Origin of the sequence: Streptomyces rugosispiralis, from assembly GCF_024505145.1 — a bacterium.
In the GTDB taxonomy this organism is placed as follows: Bacteria; Actinomycetota; Actinomycetes; order Streptomycetales; family Streptomycetaceae; genus Streptomyces; species Streptomyces rugosispiralis.
In genome coordinates, this window is record NZ_JANIAA010000072.1 from 1 (window position 1) to 25,178 (window position 25,178).

Consider the following 25,178-nt stretch of genomic DNA (forward strand, 5'->3'; position numbering starts at 1 on the left):
GCCGCCCTCTGCCACCGTCCCCTGGATCAGCCCGGCCGCCGACTCGCCACGTGCCAGCGCCTCCAGGCCGGACAGCAGCCCGGCGCGGTTCTCGCCGATGACCACCGCGCGCCGCTCCAGCGCCGCCCGGCCCGTGGCCAACGAGTGGCCGACGTCCGTGGGGTTCAGCTCAGGGTGGGTGGCGAGGTGGGCGAGGAGCCGTTCGGCCTGGCCGCGCAGGGCGGCCTCGGACTTGCCCGAGAGCGCCCACGGCACCGTCGGCGGCTCCGCCACCGGACGACCGGTCGCGGGGGTCTCCTCGGGGGCGGGGGCAGGGGCCGGGGGCTGTTCCAGGATGGTGTGGGCGTTCGTACCGCTCACGCCGAACGACGAGATGGCCGCCCGGCGCGGTCGGCCGAGTTCCGGCCACGGCCGGGCCTCGGTCAGCAGCTCGAGGTCGCCCGCCGACCAGTCCACATGCGGGGTGGGCTCGTCGATGTGCAGGGTCCGCGGAAGCACCCCGTGGCGCATCGCCATGATCATCTTGATGATGCCCGCGACACCCGCGGCGGCCTGGGTGTGGCCGATGTTGGACTTCAGCGAGCCCAGCCACAGCGGCTGCCCCTCCGGCCGGCCGCGGCCGTAGGTGGCGAGCAGGGCCTGGGCCTCGATCGGGTCGCCCAGCGTCGTACCCGTGCCGTGCGCCTCCACCACATCGACATCGGCGGTGGTGAGCCGGGCGCTGGTGAGCGCGTCGCGGATGACGCGCTGCTGGGACGGGCCGTTGGGCGCCGTCAGGCCGTTGGACGCGCCGTCCTGGTTGATCGCGGAGCCGCGCACGATGGCCAGCACCCGGTGGCCGTTGCGCCGCGCGTCCGACAGCCGCTCCACGAGCAGCATGCCCGCGCCCTCGGCCCAGCCCGTGCCGTCCGCCGACGCCGCGAACGACTTGCAGCGGCCGTCCGTGGACAGCCCCTGCTGACGGCTGAAGTCGATGAACGTGTCCGGGGTGGCCATCACGGTCACACCACCGGCCAGCGCCAGCGAGCACTCGCCGTTGCGCAGCGCCTGCGCGGCCAGGTGCAGCGCCACCAGCGACGACGAACACGCCGTGTCGATGGTGACCGCCGGGCCCTCAAGACCGAAGGTGTACGCCACCCGGCCCGAGGCGATGCTGCCCGCGCCGCCCGTACCGAGGTAGCCCTCGAGCCCCTCGGGGACGGCGGTGAGCCGGGTCAGATAGTCGTGGTACATGACGCCCGCGAAGACACCGGTCCTGCTGCCGCGCACGGCCGTCGGGTCGATCCCGGCCCGCTCGAACGCCTCCCACGAGGTCTCCAGCAGCAGCCGCTGCTGCGGATCCATCGCCATGGCCTCGCGCGGGTTGATCCCGAAGAAGTCCGGGTCGAAGTCGGCGGCGTCGTGCAGGAAGCCGCCCTCGCGGGTGTAGCTGGTGCCCACCTGGTCGGGGTCGTCGCTGTAGAGCGCGTCGAGGTCCCAGCCGCGGTCGACGGGGAAGTCGGAGATGGCGTCGGTGGCGCCGATGACGAGCCGCCACAGCTCCTCGGGGGTGGTGACCCCGCCCGGGTAGCGGCAGCTCATACCGACGATGGCGATCGGCTCGTCCTCGGTGACGGCCGCCACCGGGACCGGGGTGTGCACCTCCGCCGACTCCTCGCCCACCAGCTCGGTCCGCAGATGGCGGGCCAGGACCCGCGGGTCCGGGTAGTCGAAGATGAGCGTCGCGGGCAGCCGCAGCCCGGTGACCGAGTTGAGCTGGTTGCGCAGCTCGACGGCGGTCAGCGAGTCGAAGCCCAGCTCCTTGAACGCCCGGCCGGAGCCGATGGTCTCCGCGCCCGCGTAACCGAGCACCGTGGCCACCTGCGCCCGGACCAGGTCCAGCAGCAGCCGCTCCTGCTCCGCCGCGCTCAGCCCGGCGAGCCGCCCGGCAAGACCGGACTCGCCACCTGCCGCGACCGCGTCCACCGCGCGCCGCGCCGGGCCCCGCACCAGACCGCGCAACAGCGGCGAGATCGCGGACTGGTTGCGCAGCGCCGCGAGGTCCAGACGCATCGGCACCAGCGACGCCTCGTCGACGGTCAGCGCGGCGTCGAAGAGCCGCAGCCCCTCCGCCACCGGCAGCGGGGGCACTCCGGCCCGCCGCATCCGGGTGATGTCGGCCTCGTCCAGGGTGTCGCCCATGCCGCCACCGGCCCACAGGCCCCACGCGAGCGCGGTGGCCGGCAGGCCCTGGGCGGCGCGGTGCTGGGCGAGGGCGTCCAGGAAGACGTTGGCGGCCGCGTAGTTGCCCTGGCCCGGACCGCCGAACACACCGGCGGCCGAGGAGAACAGCAGGAACGCCGCGAGGTCGAGGTCGCGGGTCAGTTCGTGGAGGTTCCAGGCCGCGTCCACCTTCGGGCGCATGACGTGCGCCACACGCTCGGGGGTGAGCGAGCCGATCACACCGTCGTCCAGCACACCGGCGGTGTGCACGACCGCCGTCAGGGGGTGCTCGGCGGGGATGGCGGCGAGGGCCGCGGCGAGCGCGTCCCGGTCCGCCACATCACACGCCGCCCATGCCACCTCGGCACCCAACTCGGCCAGCTCGGTGGCGAGTTCTTCCGCACCCGGTGCCTGGTCGCCACGGCGGCTCACCAGGAGTAGGTGCCGTACGCCACGCTCGGCCACCAGGTGCCGGGCGAACAGGCCGCCCAGCGAACCGGACGCGCCGGTGACCAGCACCGTGCCGTCCGGGTTCCACTCCGGGGCCTGGCTGTCGGGCGCCGACGCGGCACGGGCCAGGCGTGGCGTCTTGAGGACGCCTTCCCGCACCGCGACCTCGGCCTCGGCGCTCGCGAGTACGGCGGGCAGCGCGGCTCGCGAGTCGTCGTGGCCGTCGAGGTCGATCAGGAGGAGCCTGTCCGGGTTCTCGGCCTGTGCGGAGCGCACCAGGCCGCGTACGGCCGCGCCCGCGAGGTCCGGCACCGGTTCGGCGGTCTCGGTGGCCACGGTGCCGGAGGTCAGCAGGACCAGTGTTGAGTCCGTGAAGCGGTTGTCGGCCAGCCAGGTCTGGAGGAGGTGGAGGGCTTGGGTGGTGGCGTCGTGTGCGGCTTGGGTGGGGTTCTCCCCCACCCCGTCCCTTCCCGTAACTCGGGGCTCCGCCCCAAGGCCCCGGTCCTCAAGCGCCGGACGGGCTGGGAATGCCGCAGCCGGGCCTTCAAGTGCCGCGCCGTGCGCGTGCGGGTGTAGACGCCCCTCGGGCGTGTCCTCAATCGCCGGACGGGCTTGATTTGCCGCACCCGGGCGTTCAAGTGCCGCGCCGTCCTCGAGTGGCGCGCCGTCCAAGGAGGGCTCCGGACGGGCTTGATTTGTCAGCGGGACCACTACGTACTCCGGCAGCGCCGTTCCGGAATCGACGGCCTCGCCCAGCGCGGCCAGGTCCGGGTACGCCGTGGCGCCCAGCCCGTACGCGTCCGTGCCCAGCACCGCCCAGCGGCCGTCGGCCGAGTCCGCGGGGGCGGGCGTCGCCGTCCACTCCACGCGGTACAGCGACTCGTGGTAGGCCGTGCGGGCGCTCTCCAACCGCTCGGCCGAGACCGGGCGCAGCACCAGCGAGTCCACGGCCGCGACCGGCGCGCCGGCGGCGTCCGCGATCTCCAGCCGGACGCCGTCGCCGCCCACGGCGGCCATCCGCACCCGCAGCGTGGCCGCGCCGCTCGCGTACAGCGACACCCCGGTCCAGGCGAACGGCAGCCGCCCCTCGGTCTCGGTGCCGCCGAGCCCGGCCAGGCCGAGCGCGTGCAGCGCGGCGTCCAGCAGCGCCGGGTGCAGCCCGAACGCGGCGGCCTCCTCGGCCGTGCCCTCGTCCAGCGCCACCTCGGCGAACACCTCTCCGCCGCGCCGCCACGCCCTACGGAGCCCCTGGAACGCGGGCCCGTATGCGAAACCGACGTCCCGCAGCTCGGCGTAACGGTCACCGACCTCGACCTCGGCGGCGTCCGCCGGAGGCCAGGCGCTCAGCTCGAACGACGCCTCCGGCGCACCGCCGGACGCCAGCACACCGGACGCGTGCCGGGTCCACGGCTCCTCGGCCGACAGGTGCTCGGCCCGGGAGTGCAGCTCCAGCGGGCGGCGGCCGGTGTCATCGGCCGCGCCGACCCACAGCCGTAGCTGGACCCCGCCGTCCTCGGGCAGCACCAACGGCGCTTCGAGGGTCAGCTCCTCCAGCACCTCACAGCCGACCTGGTCACCGGCGCGGACCGCGAGCTCCACGAACGCGGTGCCGGGCAGCAGCACGGTGTCCATGATCGTGTGATCGGCGAGCCACGGGTGCGTGGAGAGCGCCAGCCGCCCGGTGAACAACATCCCGTCCGCGCTGGGCAGTTCGGCGCTGGCACCGAGCAGCGGATGCTCGGCCTGGCCGAGTCCGACGGCGGCCACGTCGCCGAGGAACAGCGACGAGACCTTCGGCCAGTAGCGCTGCCGCTGGAAGGCGTACGTGGGCAGCGCGGCCAGCTCGTCCGGCGCCGGACGCGTGGCGCCGGTCCCGGCGTAGAGGGCCGCCCAGTCCACGGCCACGCCACGGACGTGTGCCCGTGCCACGGCCGTGGTCAGCGCCTCGGCCTCGGGACGGTCCTTGCGCAGCGCCGAGATGAACGCGGCGTCCGACGCGGAGTCCGTGACGCACTCCTGCGCCATCGCGGTCAGGACCCCGTCCGGGCCCAGCTCGACGAACGTGGTGACGCTGCGTGCTTCGAGAGTGCGGATGCCGTCCAGGAAGCGCACGGCCTCGCGGACGTGGCGGACCCAGAAGTCGGGGGTCGTGATCTCCTCGGCGGACACCACGCCACCGGTCAGGTTCGAGACGATCGGGATGCGCGGAGCCTCGTACGACAGCCCCTCGGCCACCTCACGGAAGGCGTCCAGCATCCCGTCCATGCGGGGCGAGTGGAACGCGTGGCTCACGGTGAGCCGCTTGGTCTTACGGCCCTGGGCCTCGAAACCGGAAGCGATCTCCAGCGCCGCGTCCTCATCACCCGCGATGACCACGGACGACGGCCCATTGAGCGCTGCGATGCTGACGCGCTCGGTCAGCAGCGGCGCCACCTCATCCTCCGACGCCTGCACCGCGATCATCGCGCCACCGGCCGGAAGCTCCTGCATCAACCGGCCACGAGCCGCCACCAACTTCGCCGCGTCCGCCAGCGACAACACACCCGCCACATGCGCGGCGGCCAGCTCACCGATCGAGTGCCCCGACAGGAAGTCCGCCTTCAGCCCCCACGCCTCCGAAACCAGCCGGAACAACGCCACCTCAACCGCGAACAACGCGGGCTGAGTGAACCCCGTCCGGTCCAACGCCTCGGCGTCGTCCCCGAACAGCACCGTCTTCAGCGGCCGTTCAAGGTACCGGTCCAACTCATCGCAGACCGCGTCCAACGCCTCCGCGAAGGCCGGGTACGCGTAGTACAGCTCACGGCCCATCCCCAGCCGCTGGCTGCCCTGCCCCGTGAACAGGAACGCCACCCGGCCACCGGCCACCGAGCCCCGCACGAGCCCGGCCGCCGTACGGCCCTCGGCGAGTGCCTCCAGGCCGGACAGCAGTCCGTCCCGGTCCTCGGCGACGAGCGCCGCGCGCTCCTCGAAGGCCGAGCGGCCCACGGCGAGCGCGTAGCCGAGGTCGGCCGTGCGGAGTTCGGTCCGCGCGGTCAGATGGCCGTGCAGCCGCGCGGCCTGGGCGCGCAGCCCGTCTTCCGTACGGGCCGAGAGCAGCACCGGCAGAGCCGAAGCGCCCTCATCGGCGTCCGCGACGGCCTCAACGGCGTCAGCCGCCGGGGCCTCTTCCAGCACCGCGTGGGCGTTGGTGCCGCTGAAGCCGAACGAGGAGATGCCCGCACGACGCGGATGGCCCGTCTCCGGCCACTCCCGCGCCTCCGTCAGCAGCCTGATGTCGCCCGCCGACCAGTCCACATGCGGGGTCGCCTCGTCCACGTGCAGCGTGCGTGGCAGCACCCCGTGCCGCATGGCGAGGACCATCTTCATCACACCGGCGACACCGGCCGCGGCCTGCGTATGGCCGATGTTGGACTTGATGGAGCCGAGCAGCAGCGGCTGCCCCTCCGCCCGGTCCTGGCCGTACGTGGCGAGCAGCGCCTGCGCCTCGATCGGGTCGCCCAGCCGGGTGCCCGTGCCATGGGCCTCGACCGCGTCCACCTCGGACGCCGAAAGCCCCGCACCCGCCAGCGCCTGCCGGATCACCCGCTGCTGCGAGGGCCCGTTCGGCGCCGTCAGGCCGTTCGACGCACCGTCCTGATTGACCGCCGTGCCGCGCACGAGCGCGAGCACCGGGTGGCCGTTGCGCCGCGCGTCCGACAGCCGCTCCACGAGCAGCATGCCGACGCCCTCACCCCAGCCGGTGCCGTCCGCCCCGGCCGCGAACGCCTTGATCCGGCCGTCCTCCGCGAGTCCGCGCTGACGGCTGAAGTCCACGAACACACCGGGCGTGGACATCACGGTCACACCGCCAGCGAGCGCGATCGAGCACTCACCGCCGCGCAGCGCCTGGATCGCCGAGTGGAGGGCGACCAGCGAGGAGGAGCAGGCGGTGTCGATGGTGACCGCCGGGCCTTCGAGGCCGAAGGTGTACGCGAGCCGGCCCGAGATCACGCTGGCCGCGTTGCCCGTGCCCATATGACCTTCGAGGCCCTGCGAGTCGCCCAGCAGCAGGGACAGATAGTCCTGGCCGTTGGTGCCGACGAAGACACCGGCGGTGGAGCCGCGCAGCGTCGCCGGGTCGATCCCGGCCCGCTCGAACGCCTCCCACGACGTCTCCAGCAGCAGCCGCTGCTGCGGGTCCATGGCCAGCGCCTCACGCGGCGAGATGCCGAAGAACGCCGGGTCGAAGTCGGCGGCGTCCCGCAGGAAGCCGCCCTCGCGGACGTACGAGGTGCCCTCGACGTCCGGGTCCGGGTTGTAGAGCGTGTGGAGGTCCCAGCCGCGGTCGGCGGGCATGTCCGAGATGACGTCCGTACCGGACACCAGCAGCCGCCACAGCTCCTCGGGGGTGCGCACCCCGCCCGGGAAGCGGCAGCTCATCGCGACGATCGCGATCGGATCGTCGTCGGCCGCCACGCCCGCCACCGGCGACGCGCCACCCGTGGCCGCCACCTGCCCGCCGAGCAGTTCGGCGAAGAGGTGGTCGGCGAGGGCGAGCGGCGTCGGGTAGTCGTAGATGAGGGTGGCGGGCAGCCGCAGATCGGTGGCGGCGTTGAGGCCGTTGCGCAGTTCGACGGCGGTGAGGGAGTCGAAGCCGATCTCGCGGAAGGCCCGTTCGGCGCTGATGTCGGACACGTCGGCGTGGCCGAGGACCTCCGCCACATGGGTCCGTACGAGATCCAGCAGCGCCCGGTGGCGCTCCGCCTCGGGCAGGCCGAGGAGCCGCCGGGCGAGCGCGGAGGCGGTCTCGGCGGGCGCGGCCTCGCCGGCCGCGGTGACGGCGGCCCGGCGCACCTCGGGCAGGTCGGCCAGCAGGGGGCTGGGACGGCCGGCGGTGAAGCCCGGCGCGAACCGGTCCCAGTCGACATCCGCCACGGTCACGGCCGCGTCGCCCAGGTCGAGGGCGCGCTGGAGGGCGTCGATCGCGAGATCGGCGTCCATCGGTGGCATCCCGGCGCGGCGCATGCGCTGCTCCAGCGCCTCGTCGGCGGCCATGCCGCCCGCGGCCCACGGGCCCCAGGCGATCGAGGTGGCGGGCAGGCCCTCGGCGCGCCGCCGCCCGGCGAGCGCGTCCAGGAAGGCGTTCGCCGCGGCGTAGTTGGCCTGGCCGGCGGCGCCCACGGTGCCGCTGGTCGAGGAGAACAGCACGAACGCGGACAGGTCGAGATCGCGCGTCAGCTCGTCCAGCGCGAGCGCGGCCTCGGCCTTCGCGCGCAGGACGGAGGCGAAGCGCTCGGGCGTCAGCGACTCCAGAACGCCGTCGTCCAGCACCCCGGCCGCGTGCACCACCGCCGTCAGCGGCAGCTCGGCCGGGAGCCCGGCCACCAGCCCGGCCAGCGCCTCGCGGTCGGCCACATCGCATGCGGCGACCGTGACCCGGGCGCCGGTAGCGGCGAGTTCATCGCGCAGTTCGGCGGCGCCGGGTGCGTCGAGGCCACGGCGGCTGGTGAGCACCACGTGCTCGGCGCCCTTGTCGATCAGCCAACGGGCCACCTGGCCGCCCAGCGCGCCGGTACCGCCCGTCACCAGCACCGTGCCGTGGGCGCTCCAGCCCTCGGGCTCCGGCACCTGCCGTGCGGTGGCCCGCGCCAGTCGGCGGCCGAACACCCCGGAGGCGCGGACGGCGATCTGGTCCTCGTCCCCGGCCCCGGCGAGCACCACCGCGAGCCGCGACAGCACCCGGTCGGTCATCGTCTCGGGGAGGTCGATGAGCCCGCCCCAGCGGTCGGGCAGTTCCAGGGCCGCCACCCGGCCCAGGCCCCAGACCTGGGCGCGGGCCGGGTCCACCGGCTCGCCCTGACGCCCGGTCGAGACGGCGCCCCGGGTGGCACACCACAACGGCGCGTCGATCGCCGCGTCGCCCATGGCCTGCACGAGGGCGGCCGTGGGCAGCAGGGCGTCGGTGTCCCCGGTGGCCAGCAGCGAGAGCACACCGGCCACGGCGCCGCCGTCGGCCGCCGTACGCAGCCGCTCGGCGATGGACGCGCGGTCCTCGTCGGCCACGTCGAGCCGCCGTGCTTCGGCGCCCCGCTCGGCCAGCGTACGGACGACACCGTCCGTCCACGCGTCGGCGGTGGCGTCCTCGGCGGGGGCGACGACGAGCCACACCCCGGACAGCCGGGCCGCGGAGCCCAGCGACAGCGGCTTCCACGCCACCTGGTACCGCCAGCCGTCGACACCCGCGGCGGCGGCCAGGCTCGCCACCGGCTCCTCGGGCCAGTAGCGGCGGTGCTGGAAGGCGTAGGTCGGCAGGTCGACGCGGTGCGTGCCGATCCCGGCGAAGTACCCGGCCCAGTCCGGCGCCGCACCGCGCACATACGCGCGGGCGACGGCCGTGGTCAGCGCCTCGGCCTCGGGGCGGTCCTTGCGCAGCGCGGCGGCGAAGGCTGTCGCGTCGGCGTCGGTGACGCACTCCTGGGCCATGGCGGTGAGGACACCGTCGGGGCCGAGTTCGAGGTAGGTGGTGACGCCCTGGGCTTCGAGGGTCCGTACGCCGTCGAGGAAGCGGACGGCCTCGCGGACGTGGCGGACCCAGAAGTCGGGGCTGGTGATCTCCTCGGCGGAGACGACGGTGCCGGTGAGGTTGGAGACGATCGGGATGCGCGGGGCCTCGTAGCTCAGCCCCTGCGCCACCTCGCGGAACGCCTCCAGCATCCCGTCCATACGCGGCGAGTGGAACGCGTGGCTCACGGTGAGCCGCTTGGTCTTACGACCCTGGGCCTCGAAACCGGAAGCGATCGCGACAGCCGCGTCCTCATCACCCGCGATGACCACGGACGACGGGCCGTTCAAGGCCGCGATGCTGACGCCCTCGGTCAGCAGCGGCGCCACCTCGTCCTCCGACGCCTGAACGGCGACCATCGCGCCACCCGCAGGAAGCTCCTGCATCAACCGGCCACGCGCCGCCACCAACTTCGCCGCATCCGCCAGCGACAGCACACCCGCCACATGCGCGGCAGCCAACTCACCGATCGAATGCCCGGAAAGGAAGTCCGGCCGCAGCCCCCACGCCTCCGAGACCAGCCGGAACAACGCCACCTCAACCGCGAACAACGCGGGCTGAGTGAACCCCGTCCGATCCAACGCCTCGGCGTCCTCCCCGAACAGAACGCCCTTCAGCGGCCGCTCAAGGTACTGGTCCAGCTCATCGCAGACCGCGTCCAACGCCTCCGCGAACACCGGATAGGCGTCATACAGCTCACGCCCCATCCCCAGCCGCTGACTCCCCTGCCCCGTGAACAGGAACGCCGTCTCGCCCTCGGCGACCGCGCCCTGGACCAGACCCGGCGCGGACTCCCCCCGCGCCAGCGCGTCGAGACCGGCCAGCAGGTCGTCCCTGCCGTCCGCGACCAGCACCGCGCGTGCGTCCAGCGCGGCGCGGCCGGTGGCCAGGGTGTGGGCGATGTCGGCGGGTGCGAGGTCGGGCTGGGCGATCAGGTGGGCGTACAGCCGCTCGGCCTGGGCGCGCAGGGCGTCGGTGCCCTTGGCCGAGAGCGCGTACGGCAGCACCACACCGGAGCCGTCCCGCTCGGCGCCCGCCACCGGTTCGGCGGCGACGGCCGGGGCCTGCTCGATGATGGTGTGCGCGTTGGTGCCGCTGATGCCGAACGACGACACCGCGGCCCGGCGGGCGCGGCCGGTCTCCGGCCACGCCATCCGCTCCGTCAGCAGCGCGATGTCACCGGCCGTCCAGTCGACATGCGGCGACGGCTCGTCCACGTGCAGCGTCCGCGGCAGCACACCGTGCCGCATCGCCAGCACCATCTTGATGATGCCCGCGACACCGGCCGCCGCCTGGGCGTGGCCGATGTTGGACTTGATGGAGCCGAGCCACAGCGGCTGCCCCTCGGCCCGCTCCTGGCCGTACGTGGCCAGCAGCGCCTGCGCCTCGATCGGGTCACCCAGCGTCGTACCCGTGCCGTGCGCCTCGACCACGTCCACATCGCCGCTGGTCAGCCCGGCGCTGGTCAGCGCCTTGCGGATGACGCGCTGCTGGGACGGGCCGTTCGGCGCGGTGAGGCCGTTGCTCGCACCGTCCTGGTTGACGGCCGAGCCGCGCACCACGGCCAGCACCTGGTGGCCGTTGCGCCGGGCGTCCGACAGCCGCTCCACGAGCAGCATGCCGACGCCCTCACCCCAGCCGGTGCCGTCCGCACCGGCCGCGAACGCCTTGCAGCGGCCATCGGCGGCGAGGCCGCCCTGGCGGCTGAACTCGGTGAAGTGGCCGGGCGTCGTCATCACGGTGACACCGCCCGCGAGCGCCATCGTGCACTCGCCCTGGCGCAGCGCCTGGATCGCCCAGTGCAGCGCCACCAGCGACGACGAACACGCCGTGTCGACGGTGACCGCCGGGCCCTCCAAGCCGAGGGCGTAGGCGATACGGCCGGACATGACGCTGCCGGCGTTGCCCGTCATCACATGGCCCGCGACCTCCGAACCGGCCTGCTCCAGGCCCGCGTCGTAGCCGCTGTAGGCCGCGCCGACGAACACGCCGACCGAGCGGCCGCGCAGCGAGTCCGGGTCGATACCGGCGCGCTCGAAGACCTCCCACGAGGTCTCCAGCAGCAGCCGCTGCTGCGGGTCCATGGCCAGCGCCTCACGCGGCGAGATCCCGAAGAACGCGGCGTCGAAGAGGTCCGCGTCGTGCAGGAAGCCACCGGCGCGGGCGTAGTCGGACGGGCCCGCGTCGGCCTCGTCGCCGTCCGCCGCCCACTGGCTCTCCCAGTTGCGGTTGACGGGGAATCCGGTGATGGCGTCCGAGCCCGTGGCCACGAGCTGCCACAGGTCCTCGGGCGAGCGGACGTCGCCGGGGTAGCGGCAGCCCATCGCGACGATGGCGATCGGGTCGTCGGCGAGGGAGGCGGTGGCGGCCAGTGCCGGGGCCGTCTCCTCCGCCTCGGCCTCGTGCTCGTCCGGGCCGAGGAGTTCGGCGCGCAGATGGTCGGCGAGGACGGTGGGGTTGGGGTGGTCGAAGACGATCGTGGTGGGCAGCTTGAGCCCGGTGGCGGCGGAGAGCCGGTTGCGCAGTTCGACGGCGGTGAGCGAGTCGAAGCCCAGCTCCTTGAAGGCCCGGCGCGCCTCGATGGCGTCGGCGGAGGCGTGGCCGAGGGCCGTGGCCACATGACCGCGTACGAGGTCCAGCAGCGTCCGGCGGCGCTCGTTCGGGGAGAGCGTGCGCAACCGCTCGGCCAGGGACGAACCGGCGGCGAGCGCGCCCGCGGCGGTGCGCCGGCCGGTGGTCCGGATCAGCCCGCGCAGCAGCGCCGGGACCGGGCCGGATCCGGCGGCGGAGCGCAGCGCGGCGAGGTCGAGACGGGCCGGGATCAGCAGGGTACGGCCGGTGCGGCGGGCGGCGTCGAAGAGCGCCATGCCCTCGTCGTCGCTGAGGGCGCCCATGCCGCTGCGGGCCAGCCGCAGCAGATCGGTCTCGGTCAGTCCGCCGGTGATCCCGCCGGACTGGGCCCACAGGCCCCACACCAGCGAGGTGGCGGGCAGGCCCGCCGCGTGCCGGTGTGTGGCGAGGGCGTCGAGGAAGACGTTGGCCGCGGCGTAGTTGGCCTGGCCCGCGCCGCCCAGCGTGCCCGCGATGGCGGAGAACAGCACGAAAGCGGACAGGTCGAGGTCGCGGGTCAGCTCGTGCAGATTCCACGCCGCGTCCACCTTGGGACGCAGCACCCGCTCCAGCTGCTCGGGGGTCAGGGTCGCGGCCGTGCCGTCGTCCAGCACACCGGCGGTGTGCACGACGGCCGTCAGGGGATGCTCGGCCGGGATGGCCGCCAGGGTCGCGGCGAGCGCGTCGCGGTCCGCGGCGTCGCAGGCGGCGAGGGTGACCTCGGCGCCCCGCGTACGGAGTTCGGCGGCCAGCTCGGCGGCGCCATCGGCGTCCGCGCCACGGCGGCTGGTCAGCAGCAGGTGGCGTACGCCGTGCTCGGCCACGAGGTGGCGGGCGAGCAGCCGGCCGAGGGCGCCGGTGCCACCGGTGATGAGCACGGTGCCGTCGGCGTCGAACGCGGGTGCGGCGGGCAGGGAGTTGGCGTTCGGAGCCGCGGCCGAGCCCGCGGCCGGGGTCGAGCCCAGAACCGGGGCCGCGCCCAGGACCGGGGCCGAGCCCGCGGCCGAACCCGAGGCCAGGACCGGGTCCGAGCCCGCGGCCGGGGCGGAGGCGCGGGCCAGTCGGGGGGCGAGGGCGCGGCCCGCGCGGAGGGCGAGCTCAGGCTCGCCGGTGGCCAGCGCGTCGGAGAGCACGTCGGCGAAGGTACCGAGGACCTCGGCGGCGCCAGCGGACCCAGCCACCTCGACGGACCCAGCGGCTTCGGCGGCTTCAGCCGCTTCGTCTACGTCCACGAGGACGAAACGGCCCGGGTTCTCGGTCTCGGCGGAGCGCACCAGGCCCCACAGAGGCGCGTGCGCCAGATCCGTGACGCCCTCCTCCGCGTCGGCGGCCATCGCGCCCCGGGTGACGAACACCAGGCGCGCATCGGCGAACCGCTCATCCGCCAGCCAGCCCTGCACCAGGGCCAGCGCATGCCGCGCCACTCGGTGTGCGGCCTCGGCCACGTCCTCGGCCGCGTCCCCGTTCGCGGCCTCGTTCGCGTCGCCGTTCGCGGCCTCGTTCGCGTCGCCGGATATGGGCGCGAAGGACGCGAGGACCAGCTCCGGAGTGGCGGTGTCGCCCGCCTCGACGGACGCGCCCAGCGCGGCCAGATCAGGCGCGGAGTCGGCGGCCACTCCGGCCGCGACCAGCCCGAACGGGTCCTCGCCCAGGACGATACGGCGAGCGGCGGCGTCCGGACCTGCGGAGGCGGTCTGCGGGGCCACCCAGTCGAGTTGGAACAGGCTCTGCCGTGCCACGTCCGCGTCACCGGTGAGGTCGTCCGGCAGCGGACGGCAGCGCAGGCCGTCCACGGCGGCGACCGGCTCACCCGTGGCGTCGGCCAGCGCCAGCGACACCGTGCCGGCCCCGGCGGGCGCGATCCGTACGCGCAGCGCGGACGCGCCCTCCGCGTACAGGGAGACGCCCTGCCAGCCATCGGTCAGCTGGGCGCCGTCGCGGCCGTGGAGGGCGTGCAGGGCGGCGTCCAGCAGCGCCGGGTGGACGGCGAACTCCTCGGCACCGGGCTTGGCGTCGTCGGCCAGCCGCACCTCGGCGAAGAGTTCGTCCCCGCGCCGCCAGGCGGCCGTGAGCCCCTGGAACGCCGGGCCGTACCGCAGCCCGTCCTCGGCCAGCCGGGCGTAGAGCGCCTCGGGCTCGATGGCCTCGGCGGCGTTCGGCGGCCACGCGGCGAGGTCGAACGACGGGCCGGGGGCGCCGGAGGCGAGCACACCGCTCGCGTTGCGCACCCACGCCGTGTCGGCGGCGGCGTCCTCCGCGCGGGAGGAGACGGTGAACGAGCGGCGCCCGGCGTCGTCCGGCGCGCCGACCGTGACCTGCAGCCGGACACCACCGCGTACGGGCAGCACCAGCGGGGCGTGCGGGGTCAGCTCGTCGAGGAAGTCACAACCGAGCTGGTCACCGGCCCGGATGGCAAGCTCCACGAACGCCGAACCCGGCATCACCACCGCGTCCCGGACCGTGTGCTCGGCCAGCCACGGATGGGTGTCGAGACCCAGCCGCCCCGTGAACACCAGCCCATCGGACTCCGCCAGCGGCACCGCGGCGCCCAGCAGCGGATGCCCCGCCGACTCCAGCCCCACGGAGGCCACATCGCTTACGGACACCGCGCCCGGCTCCAGCCAGAACCGCTCGCGCTGGAAGGCGTACGTCGGCAGGTCGACCCGGTGCGCGCCGGTACCGGCGAAGTACGCGGCCCAGTCCGGCGCCACTCCGCGCACATGGGCGCGGGCGACGGCCGTGGTCAGCGCCTCGGCCTCGGGACGGTCCTTGCGCAGCGCCGAGATGAACGCGGCGTCCTCACCGATCGCACATTCCTGCGCCATCGCGGTGAGCACACCGTCCGGGCCCAGCTCCACGAATGTGGAGACGTTCTGCGCCTCGAGGGTCCGTATGCCATCGAGGAAGCGCACGGCCTCGCGGACGTGGCGGACCCAGAAGTCGGCGGTCGTGATCTCCTCGGCGGACACCACGCCACCGGTCAGATTCGACACAATCGGAATCTTCGGAGCCTCGTATGACAACCCCTCCGCGACCTCGCGGAACGCGGCCAACATGCCGTCCATACGCGACGAATGGAACGCATGGCTGACCGTGAGCCGCTTGGTCTTACGGCCCTGCGCCTCGAAACCGGAAGCGATCTCAGCCGCCGCGTCCTCATCACCCGCGATGACCACGGAAGTGGGCCCGTTGAGCGCGGCGATCGACACCCGCTCGGTCAGCAGCGGCGCCACCTCGTCCTCGGACGCCTGGACGGCGATCATCGCGCCACCGGCCGGAAGCTCCTGCATCAACCGCCCACGGGCGGCCACCAACTTCGCGGCATCCGCCAGCGACAACACACCCGCCACATGCGCGGCGGCCAGCTCACCGATCGAATGCCCGGACAGGAAGTCCGCCTTCAGACCCCACGCCTCAACGAGCCGGAACAGCGCCACCTCGACCGCGAACAGCGCGGGCTGAGTGAACCCCGTCCGATCCAGTACCGCCGCGTCGTCCCCGAACAACGCATCCCGCAACGGCCGCGCGAGATGCGGATCCAGCTCCGCGCACACCGCGTCCAGCGCCTCCGCGAACACCGGGAAGGCGTCGTACAGCTCACGGCCCATCCCCAGCCGCTGGCTGCCCTGCCCCGTGAACAGGAACGCCACCTTGCCACCGGCCACCGAACCCTCGACCACACCCGGCGCGCCGCGCCCGTCAGCCAGCGCACCCAGCCCGGCCAGCAGCCCGTCCCGGCCCTCAGCAACCACCACCGCACGGTGCTCGAAGGCCGACCGCCCGGTCGCCAGCGAGAACCCCACATCCACCGGCCGCAGCTCGCCCCGCGCCTCCACGCGCGCGAGCAACCGCTCCGCCTGAGCACGCAGCGCACCCGCGCCCCGACCCGAGAGCACCCACGGCACCACACCCGGAGCCACGGCACCCGAAGGCGCCCCCGCGGCCTCCGCCTCCTCCGGCGCCTGCTCGATGATGGTGTGCACATTCGTGCCGCTCACACCGAACGACGACACACCCGCCCGGCGCGGCCGGCCGGTCTCGGGCCACGGCCGTGCCTCGGTCAGCAGGGACACCTCACCCGCCGACCAGTCGACATGCGGGGTGGGCTCGTCCACGTGCAGCGTCCGCGGCAGCACCCCGTGCCGCATCGCCATGACCATCTTGATGACGCCGCCGATACCGGCGACGTTCTGGGTGTGGCCGATGTTCGACTTCAGCGAGCCGAGCCACAGCGGCCGGCCCTCCGGCCGCTCCTGGCCGTACGTGGCCAGCAGCGCCTGGGCCTCGATCGGGTCGCCCAGCGTCGTACCCGTGCCATGGGCCTCCACCGCGTCCACGTCGGCGGCGGCGAGCCGGGCGTTCTCCAGGGCCTGCCGGATGACACGCCGCTGCGACGGGCCGTTCGGCGCCGTCAGACCGTTCGACGCGCCGTCCTGGTTGACCGCCGAGCCACGCACCACCGCGAGCACCGGGTGGCCGTTCCTGCGCGCGTCCGACAGCCGCTCGACGAGCAGCACGGCGACACCCTCGGACCAGCCGGTGCCGTCCGCCGAGGCCGCGAAGGACTTGCAGCGGCCGTCGGCGGAGAGTCCGCGCTGACGGCTGAACTCCACGAACACATCCGGCGATGACAGCACGGTCGCGCCCGCCGCCACCGCCAGCGAGCACTCGCTCTGCCGCAGCGCCTGGACCGCCAGGTGCAGCGCGACCGAGGACGAGGAGCAGGCGGTGTCGATGGTGGCCGCCGGGCCCTCGAGCCCGAAGGCGTAGGAGAGCCGCCCGGACGCGACGCTGGAGGCGGTTCCGGTGAGCAGATGGCCCTCGACGCCCTCCGGCAGGTCGTACTCCCCCGCCCCGTACGCCTGCGTGGACGCGCCGACGAACACACCGGTGCGCGAACCCCGCATCGTCGCCGGGTCGATCCCGGCCCGCTCGAACGCCTCCCACGAGGTCTCCAGCAGCAGCCGCTGCTGCGGGTCCATCGCCAGCGCCTCACGCGGCGAGATCCCGAAGAAGCCCGGGTCGAACCGGCCGGCGTCGTACAGGAAGCCGCCCCCGCGGGCGTAGAACGTGCCCTCGCGCTCCGGATCCGGGTCGTACAGCGACTCGATGTCCCAGCCGCGGTCGTCGGGGAAGCCGGAGATGGCGTCCTGGCCGTCCGCGACGAGCCGCCACAGTTCCTCGGGGCTGCCGACGCCGCCGGGGAACCGGCAGCTCATGCCGACGATCGCGATCGGTTCCCGGGAGGCGTCGGTGAGCTGCTGGTTCTGTTTCCGCAGCCGCTCGGTTTCCTTCAGCGAGGCCCGCAGCGCGTCAACGAGCTTTTCGTTGGGGGTTGTCATCGTGTACTCCGTGCTTGGGCCCGCGTCAGGAATCGTTGCCGTCGAGGCTGTCGAGGTCGAGTGCCATGTCGATGAGGTGCTGGACGTCCATCTCGTCGATGGACTCCGCCTCGTCCTCGGCGCGGCTGGGGTCGGAAGTGGCGGCTTGTGGATCGGCCAGCCTGAGCAGCGTGTCCATCAGCCCGGCCTCCCGGATCCGGCTCATCGGGATGGTGGCCAGGGTGCGCCGCAGCTCGGCGTCCTGCGGGTCGAGGTCCACATCGGGCAGGGCGTGGCCGGTGCCGTGGCCCGGTCCGTCCGGGACCAGCTCGGTCAGCAGGTGCTCGGCGAGCGCGGCCGGGGTCGGGTAGTCGTAGACCAGGCTCGCGGGCAGCTTGAGGCCGGTGGCCGCGCCGAGCCGGGTGCGCAGTTCGACCGCGGTGAGCGAGTCGAAGCCCAGCTCGTTGAAGGCGCGTCCGGCCTCGACCTCGTCGGCCGAGGCGTGGCCGAGGGCGCTGGCCACATGAGTGCGGACCAGCTCCAGCACCGTGTCCTCGCGCTCGGCCGCGGACTGCCCGGTGAGCCGCTCGCGCAGGACGGATACGCCGTCGGCCGCCTTATCCGCCGGCTCGCCGTCGCCGCTGCCGCTGCCGCTGCCGCTGCCGCGCAGGGCCTTGGCCACCTGCGGCAGATCGTCGATCAGCGGGCGGGGGCGGGCGGCGGTGAAGGCCGGGGCGAAACGCTCCCAGTCGACATCGGCCACGGTCACGGCGGTCTCCTCGCGGGAGAGCACCCGCTGGAAGGCGACCATGTTCACCTCCGGCGCCATCGGCGGCAGTCCACGGCGGCGCAGTTGCTCCTCGGCGTCGCCCTCGGCGGCCATGCCGCCGTCCGCCCACGGGCCCCAGGCCACCGAGGTGGCGGGCAGGCCGCGGGCCCGGCGCTGTTCGGCCAGCGCGTCGAGGAACGCGTTCCCGGCCGCGTACGCGCCCTGGCCGCCACTGCCCCACACCCCGGCGATCGAGGAGAAGAGCACGAAGGCGTCCAGCGGGTCGGCGTCCGCGCCGAAGAGGGCGTCGAGGTGGACCGCGCCGGTCGTCTTGGCCGCCAGAATCCGGGCGAACTCGGGGAGTTCGGTGCCGGTGCCGGGCTCCTGGGAGATCCCGGCCGAGTGCACCACGGCCCGTACCGGCGTGCCGTTGGCGGCCAGCTTCTCCACCAGCGCGGCGAGCGCGTGGCGGTCGGCCACATCGCATGCCTCGACGGTCACGGCGGTGTCGGTGCCGGACAGTTCGGCCACGATCTCGGCCGCGCCCGGCGCGTCGGGGCCACGGCGGCTGAGCAGCACCAGCCGCTCCGCGCCGTGGTCCGCCAGCCAGCGGGCCACATGCCGCCCCAGGGCGCCCGTGCCACCGGTCACCAGCACGGTGCCGCGCGGCGTCCAGGGCTCGGCGGCCGCGGTGGCCGCGGTGCGCGGGGCCGGGACGAGGCGGCGTACGAAGACCCCGGTGGCGCGGATCGCCACCTGGTCCTCGTCGTCGGACCCGGCGAGCACGGCCGCGAGCCGGTCGAGCGCCCGCTCGTCCACGGTCTCCGGCAGGTCCACCAGACCGCCCCAGCGCTCGGGCTGTTCCAGGGCGACCACCCGGCCGTAGCCCCAGACCTGGGCCTGGGTGGCACCGGCCAGCCGGTCGGCGCCGCCGGTCGAGACCGCGCCCCGGGTGGCGCACCACAGCCGCGCCGGGGCGTCGTCGCCCCGGCGCGCCAGCGCCTCGGCCAGCGCACCGGTCAGCGCGAGGCCGACCGGCACCGCCGGATGCTCCGGATGCGGCCGCTCGTCCAGCGCCAGCAGGGACAGCACCCCGGCCACCGGGCCGTCGGCCGTCGCCGCGGCGAGGCGGTCGGCCACGGCGGCGGGGTCGGTGTCCACGGCGTCCAGTTCCAGCGTGACGACCCGCACGCCGCGGCGCGTCAGATCGTCGGCCACGGCGGTGATCCGCGGGTCGTCGGCGTGGCTCGCCGGGACGACGGTCAGCCAGGTGCCGGACGGGGCCGGGGAGCCCGCCGGGCCGCCCCCCGGACGCGGCTTCCACACCACGTTGTAGAGGTGGCCGTCGGCGGCGGACCGTTCGCGCTGGGCGCGGCGCCACGACGACAGGGCGGGCAGTACCGCGCTGAGCGGCTGGTCGCCCTCGACCCGCAGCTCACCGGCGAGCGACTCCCAGTCCTCGCGCTCCACGGCCTCCCAGAACCGCGCGTCCACCGCGTCCACGGCACCCTCGGCCGGGGTCCCGGACGCCACGGCGGTGTCCGGCCAGTACCGGCGGCGCTGGAACGCGTACGTCGGCAGGTCGACGCGGTGTGCGCCGGTCCCGGCGAAGTACCCGGCCCAGTCCACCTCGGCGCCCCGGACATACGCCTGGGCGAGCGCGGTGGTGACGGTCTCGGCCTCGGGGCGGTCCGCGCGCAGCGCGGCGGCGTAACCGGCCGCGTCGGCGTCGGTGACGCACTCCTGGGCCATGGCGGTCAGGACGCCATCGGGGCCGAGTTCGAGGTAGGTGGTGACGCCCTGGGCTTCGAGGGTCCGTACGCCGTCGAGGAAGCGGACCGCCTCGCGGACGTGGCGCACCCAGAAGTCGGGGCTGGTGATCTCCTCGGCGGAGACCAGCTCGCCCGTCAGGTTGGAGACGATCGGGATACGCGGGGATTCGTACGTGAGTCCCTGCACGACCTCATGGAAGGCGTCCAGCATGCCGTCCATGCGCGGGGAGTGGAACGCGTGGCTCACGGTGAGCCGCTTGGTCTTACGACCCCGCGCCTCAAAACCAGAGGCGATCGCGACAGCCGCGTCCTCATCACCGGCGATGACCACGGACGACGGGCCGTTCAAGGCCGCGATGCTGACGCCCTCGGTCAGCAGCGGCACCACCTCGTCCTCGGACGCCTGCACCGCGATCATCGCGCCACCGGCGGGCAGCTCCTGCATCAACCGGCCACGCGCCGCCACCAGCTTCGCGGCGTCCGCGAGCGAGAGCACACCCGCCACATGCGCGGCAGCAAGCTCACCGATCGAATGCCCGGACAGGAAGTCCGCCTTCAGCCCCCACGCCTCCGAGACCAGCCGGAACAACGCCACCTCGACCGCGAACAACGCGGGCTGAGTGAACCCCGTCCGGTCCAACGCCTCGGCGTCCTCCCCGAACAGCACCGTCTTCAGCGGCCGTTCAAGATGCCGGTCCAGCTCCGCACACACCTCGTCCAGCGCCTCCGCGAACGCCGGGAAGGCGTCGTACAGCTCACGCCCCATGCCCAGCCGCTGGCTGCCCTGCCCCGTGAACAGGAACGCCAGCTTGCCACCGGCCACCGAGCCCTCGACGAGCCCCGCCGCACCGTGCCCCTCGGCCAGCGCCGCGAGCTGGTCACCGAGGAGGTCGCCGTCCCGGCCGAGCAGCACGGCCCGGTGTTCCAGGGCGGCACGCGAGGTGGCCAGGGAGTACGCGAGGTCGAGCGGGCGCGGCCCGTCGGCCCCGGCGGCGGTCACATAGGGGCGCAGCCGTGCGGCCTGGGCCCGTAGCGCGTCCTCGGTACGGCCCGAGACCGGCCAGGCGAGGACGGGCAGGGGCCGCTCCGGGGCGGGCGCGGAGACCGCGTCCGCGGCCGGGGCCTGCTCGATGATCGCGTGCGAGTTGGTGCCGCTGAAGCCGAACGACGACACGCCCGCGCGGCGCGGACGGCCGGTCTCCGGCCAGGGCCGGGCCTCGGTCAGCAGCTCGATGTCACCCGCGGTCCAGTCGACGTGCGGGGTCGGCTCGCTGACGTGCAGGGTCCGCGGCAGCACACCGTGCCGCATCGCCATGACCATTTTCATGATGCCGGCGGCGCCCGCCACGGCCTGGGTGTGGCCGATGTTGGACTTCACCGAGCCCAGCCACAGCGGCCGGTCCTCGGGCCGGTCCTGGCCGTAGGTGGCGAGCAGCGCCTGGGCCTCGATCGGGTCGCCGAGCGTCGTCCCGGTGCCGTGGGCCTCGACGGCGTCGATGTCCGTGGCCGAAAGACCGGCGTTGGCGAGGGCCTGCCGGATGACGCGCTGCTGGGACGGGCCGTTCGGCGCCGTCAGACCGTTGGAGGCGCCGTCCTGGTTGATGGCCGTGGAGCGCAGCACGGCGAGCACCGGGTGACCGTTCCTGCGGGCGTCGGAGAGCCGCTCCACCAGGAACAGGCCCACGCCCTCCGACCAGTTGGTGCCGTCCGCGTCACCGGAGAACGCCTTGATCCGGCCGTCGGCGGCCAGTCCGCGCTGCCGGCTGAACTCCAGGAACGCGCCCGGGGTGGACATGACCGTGACGGCACCGGCGAGCGCGAGCGAGCATTCGCCGTTGCGCAGCGCCTGCGCGGCCAGGTGCAGCGCCACCACCGAGGAGGAGCAGGCGGTGTCGATGGTGACCGCGGGGCCTTCGAGCCCGAAGGCGTAGGAGAGGCGGCCGGAGGCCACGCTGGAGGAGTTGCCGGTGCCGAGGTGGCCTTCGAGGCCCTGCGGCTCGTTCAGCCACAGGGTCAGGTAGTCCTGGTCGTTGGAGCCGATGTAGACGCCGGTACGGCTGCCGCGCAGCGCGGCCGGGTCGATCCCGGCCCGCTCGAACGCCTCCCAGGTGGTCTCCATCAGCAGCCGCTGCTGCGGGTCCATCGCGAGCGCCTCGCGCGGCGAGATCCCGAAGAACGAGGCGTCGAAGTCGGCCACGTCGTGCAGGAAGCCGCCCTCGCGGGTGTAGCTGGTGCCCTCGAGGTCGGGGTCGTCGCTGTAGAGCGTGGCGAGGTCCCAGCCGCGGTCGGCGGGGAACGGGGTGATGGCGTCGTCACCGGCCACCAGCAGCCGCCACAGCTCCTCGGGCGAGTGCACCCCGCCGGGGAAGCGGCAGCTCATGGCGACGATCGCGATCGGGTCGTCGCGGTCCACCGCGCTGACCACCCGGTCGGGCACGACCGCGTCGGCCGGGTCCCCGACGATCTCCTGGCGCAGATGGCCCGCCAGGGCGGTCGAGGTGGGGTAGTCGAAGACGAGCGTCGGCGGCAGCCGCAGCCCGGTGACCTCGCGCAGCAGGTTGCGCAGCTCGACGGCGGTCAGCGAGTCGAAGCCCAGGTCCTTGAACGCCCGGCCCTCCTCGACGGCCTGCGGGCCCGCGTAGCCGAGGACGGCCGCCACCTGCGTACGCACCAGGTCCAGCAGCAGCCGGTCCTGCTCGGCCGCGCTCAGCCCGGCCAGCCGCTCCGCCAGCGCGGAACCGCCGCCCGCGGCGGTGTCCACCGCGCGGCGCACCGGGACCCGCACCAGCCCGCGCAGCAGCGGCGCCAGCGCGCCCGCCGCGGCCTGGGCGCGCAGCGCCACGGCGTCCACGCGCATCGGGACCGGTGCCACCTCGTCCGTGGTGAGCGCGGCGTCCAGGAGCGCCAGGCCCTCCGCCGGGGACAGCGGCGGCAGCCCGGCGCGCCGCATCCGGGCGATGTCGGCCTCGTCCAGGCCACCGGCCATACCGGCGCCCGCCCAGGGGCCCCAGGCCGGCGAGACGGCGGGCAGACCCTCGGCGCGGCGGTGCGCGGCCAGGGCGTCCAGGAAGGCGTTGGCGGCCGCGTAGTTGCCCTGGCCCGGGGTGCCGAACACGCCCGAGGCGGAGGAGAACAGCACGAAGGCGGTCAGGTCGAGGTCGCGGGTCAGCTCGTGGAGGTTCCAGGCCGCGTCCACCTTCGGCCGCATGACGTGGTCGACGCGCTCGGAGGTGAGCGAGCCGATCACACCGTCGTCCAGCACACCGGCCGTGTGCACGACCGCCGTCAGCGGATGCTCGGCGGGGACGGTGGCGAGGGCCGCGGCGAGCGCGTCCCGGTCCGCCACATCACACGCCGCCCAGCGCGCCTCGGCGCCCAACTCGGCCAGCTCGGCGGCGAGTTCTTCCGCACCCGGCGCCTGATCGCCGCGACGGCTCACCAGCAGCAGCCGCCGTACGCCACGCTCGGCCACCAGATGCCGCGCCACCAGCCCGCCCAGCGAACCGGACGCACCGGTCACCAGCACCGTGCCCGCGGGGTCGAGGGCCACCGCCGCCGTCTCGTCCGCGACCGGCACCCTGGCCAGCCTCGGGATACGGGCCACGCCCGCGCGGACGGCGAGTTGCTCCTCGCCCGCCGCCAGCGCGCCCGGAAGCGCCGCGAGCGACGCGTCCTGGCCGTCGATGTCCAGAAGGACGAAGCGGTCCGGGTTCTCGGCCTGCGCCGTGCGCAGCAGACCTTGTACGGCGGCGCCCGCGAGGTCCGTCACCGGCTCACCGGTCTCGGTGGCCACGGCCCCCGAGGTCAGCAGGACCAGCGTTGAGTCCGTGAAGCGGTCGTCGGCCAGCCACTGCTGCAGCAGGCCCAGCACCTGGGTGGTGGCCTGATGCGCCGTGGTGGCGGGCGAGGGGCTTTCCCCCACTCCGCCCCTTCCCGCAGCATCGATATGCGGCTCCGCCGCGTGGATGGGCTCCGCCCCTTGCCCCCGGTCCTCAAGCGCCGGACGGGCTGGAGATGCCGCATCCGGGCATTCGAGTGCCGGGCCGTCTGCGTGCGGGTGGGTACGCCCTTCGGGCGTGTCCTCAATCGCCGGACGGGCTTGAACTGCCGCACCGTGCCATGTCAGGGAAACCACGACCTGGTCCGGCAGCGCCGTTCCGGAATCGACGGCCTCGCCCAGCTCCGCGAGGTCCGCGTATGCCGTGGCACCCAACCCGAACGCGTCCGTGCCCAGCACCGCCCAGCGACCGCCGCCGGGCGCGGCGGCGCCCGCCCCGGCCGGGAGCTCGGTCCACTCCACGCGGAACAGCGACTCGTGGTACGCCGCCCGCGCGGCCCGCACCTGCTCCGCCGACACGGCGCGCAGAACCAGCGAGTCCACGGCCGCGACCGGCGCACCGGCGGCGTCCGCGATCTCCAGCCGGACAGCGTCCGCGCCGCGCAGCTCCAGCCGCACCCGCAGCGCCGAGGCGCCGCTCGCGTACAGCGACACGCCGCTCCAGGCGAACGGCAGCCGCCCCTGGCCGTCGCCGTCGCCGTCGCCGTCGCCCAGACCGTCCAAGCCGAGCGCGTGCAGCGCCGAGTCGAGCAGCGCCGGGTGCAGACCGTACGCCTGCGCGTCGGAGGCGGCGGACTCGTCCAGCCGTACCTCGGCGAAGAGTTCGTCCCCGCGCCGCCAGGCGGCCATGAGCCCCTGGAACACCGGGCCGTACCGCAGCCCGCCGTCCGCGAGCGCCGCGTACAGCTCCTCGGTACGGGCCGCCTCGGCGCCCTGCGGCGGCCACGCGGTCAGCGCGAACGACGGCCGGGGCGCGCCCGTGGCGAGCACACCGTCGGCGTGTCGCGTCCACGGCTCCTCGGCCGGGGCGTCCTCCGCGCGGGACAGGACGGTCAGCGACCGCCGTCCGGCGCCATCGGGCGCGCCGACGGTGAGCTGCAGCCGGACGCCACCGCGCTCGGGCAGCACCAGCGGGGCGTGCAGGGTCAGCTCGTCGAGCAGATCGCAGCCGACCTGGTCACCGGCGCGGACGGCAAGCTCCACGAACGCCGTGCCGGGCAGCACCACCGCGCCCCGCACCACATGGTCGGCCAGCCACGGGTGCGTATCCACACCCAGCCGTCCCGTGAACACCAGCCCATCGGTCTCCGCCAGCGGCACGGCGGCGCCGAGCAGCGGATGCCCCGCCAGCTCCAGGCCCACCGAGGCCACATCACCCACGGACGCCGCGCCGGGCTCCAGCCAGAACCGCTCGTGCTGGAAGGCGTACGTCGGCAGGTCAACGTGGTGGGCGTCCCGACCGGCGAAGTATCCGGCCCAGTCCACCGCCACTCCGCGCACATGGGCGCGGGCGAGGGCTATGGTCAGCGCCTCGGCCTCGGGACGGTCCTTGCGCAGCGCCGAGATGAACCCGGCGTCCGACGCGGAGTCGGACACGCAGTCCTGGGCCATGGCGGTGAGCACACCGTCCGGGCCCAGCTCCACGAACGTCGTGACGTTGCGCTCCTCCAGC

At 74.4% G+C, this 25,178-nt stretch carries 2 protein-coding genes; both read right to left on the reverse strand.

Going from position 1 to position 25,178, the window contains the following annotated elements; genetic code table 11:
* A partial coding sequence (locus NP777_RS45295; protein WP_256656042.1) for a type I polyketide synthase occupies positions 1 to 17,148 on the reverse strand: 17,148 nt, incomplete at its 3' end.
* A gap of 25 nt (positions 17,149 to 17,173) precedes the next feature.
* Positions 17,174 to 25,178: type I polyketide synthase (locus tag NP777_RS45300; RefSeq protein ID WP_391858708.1), on the reverse strand; the 8,005-nt coding region annotated here is incomplete at its 5' end.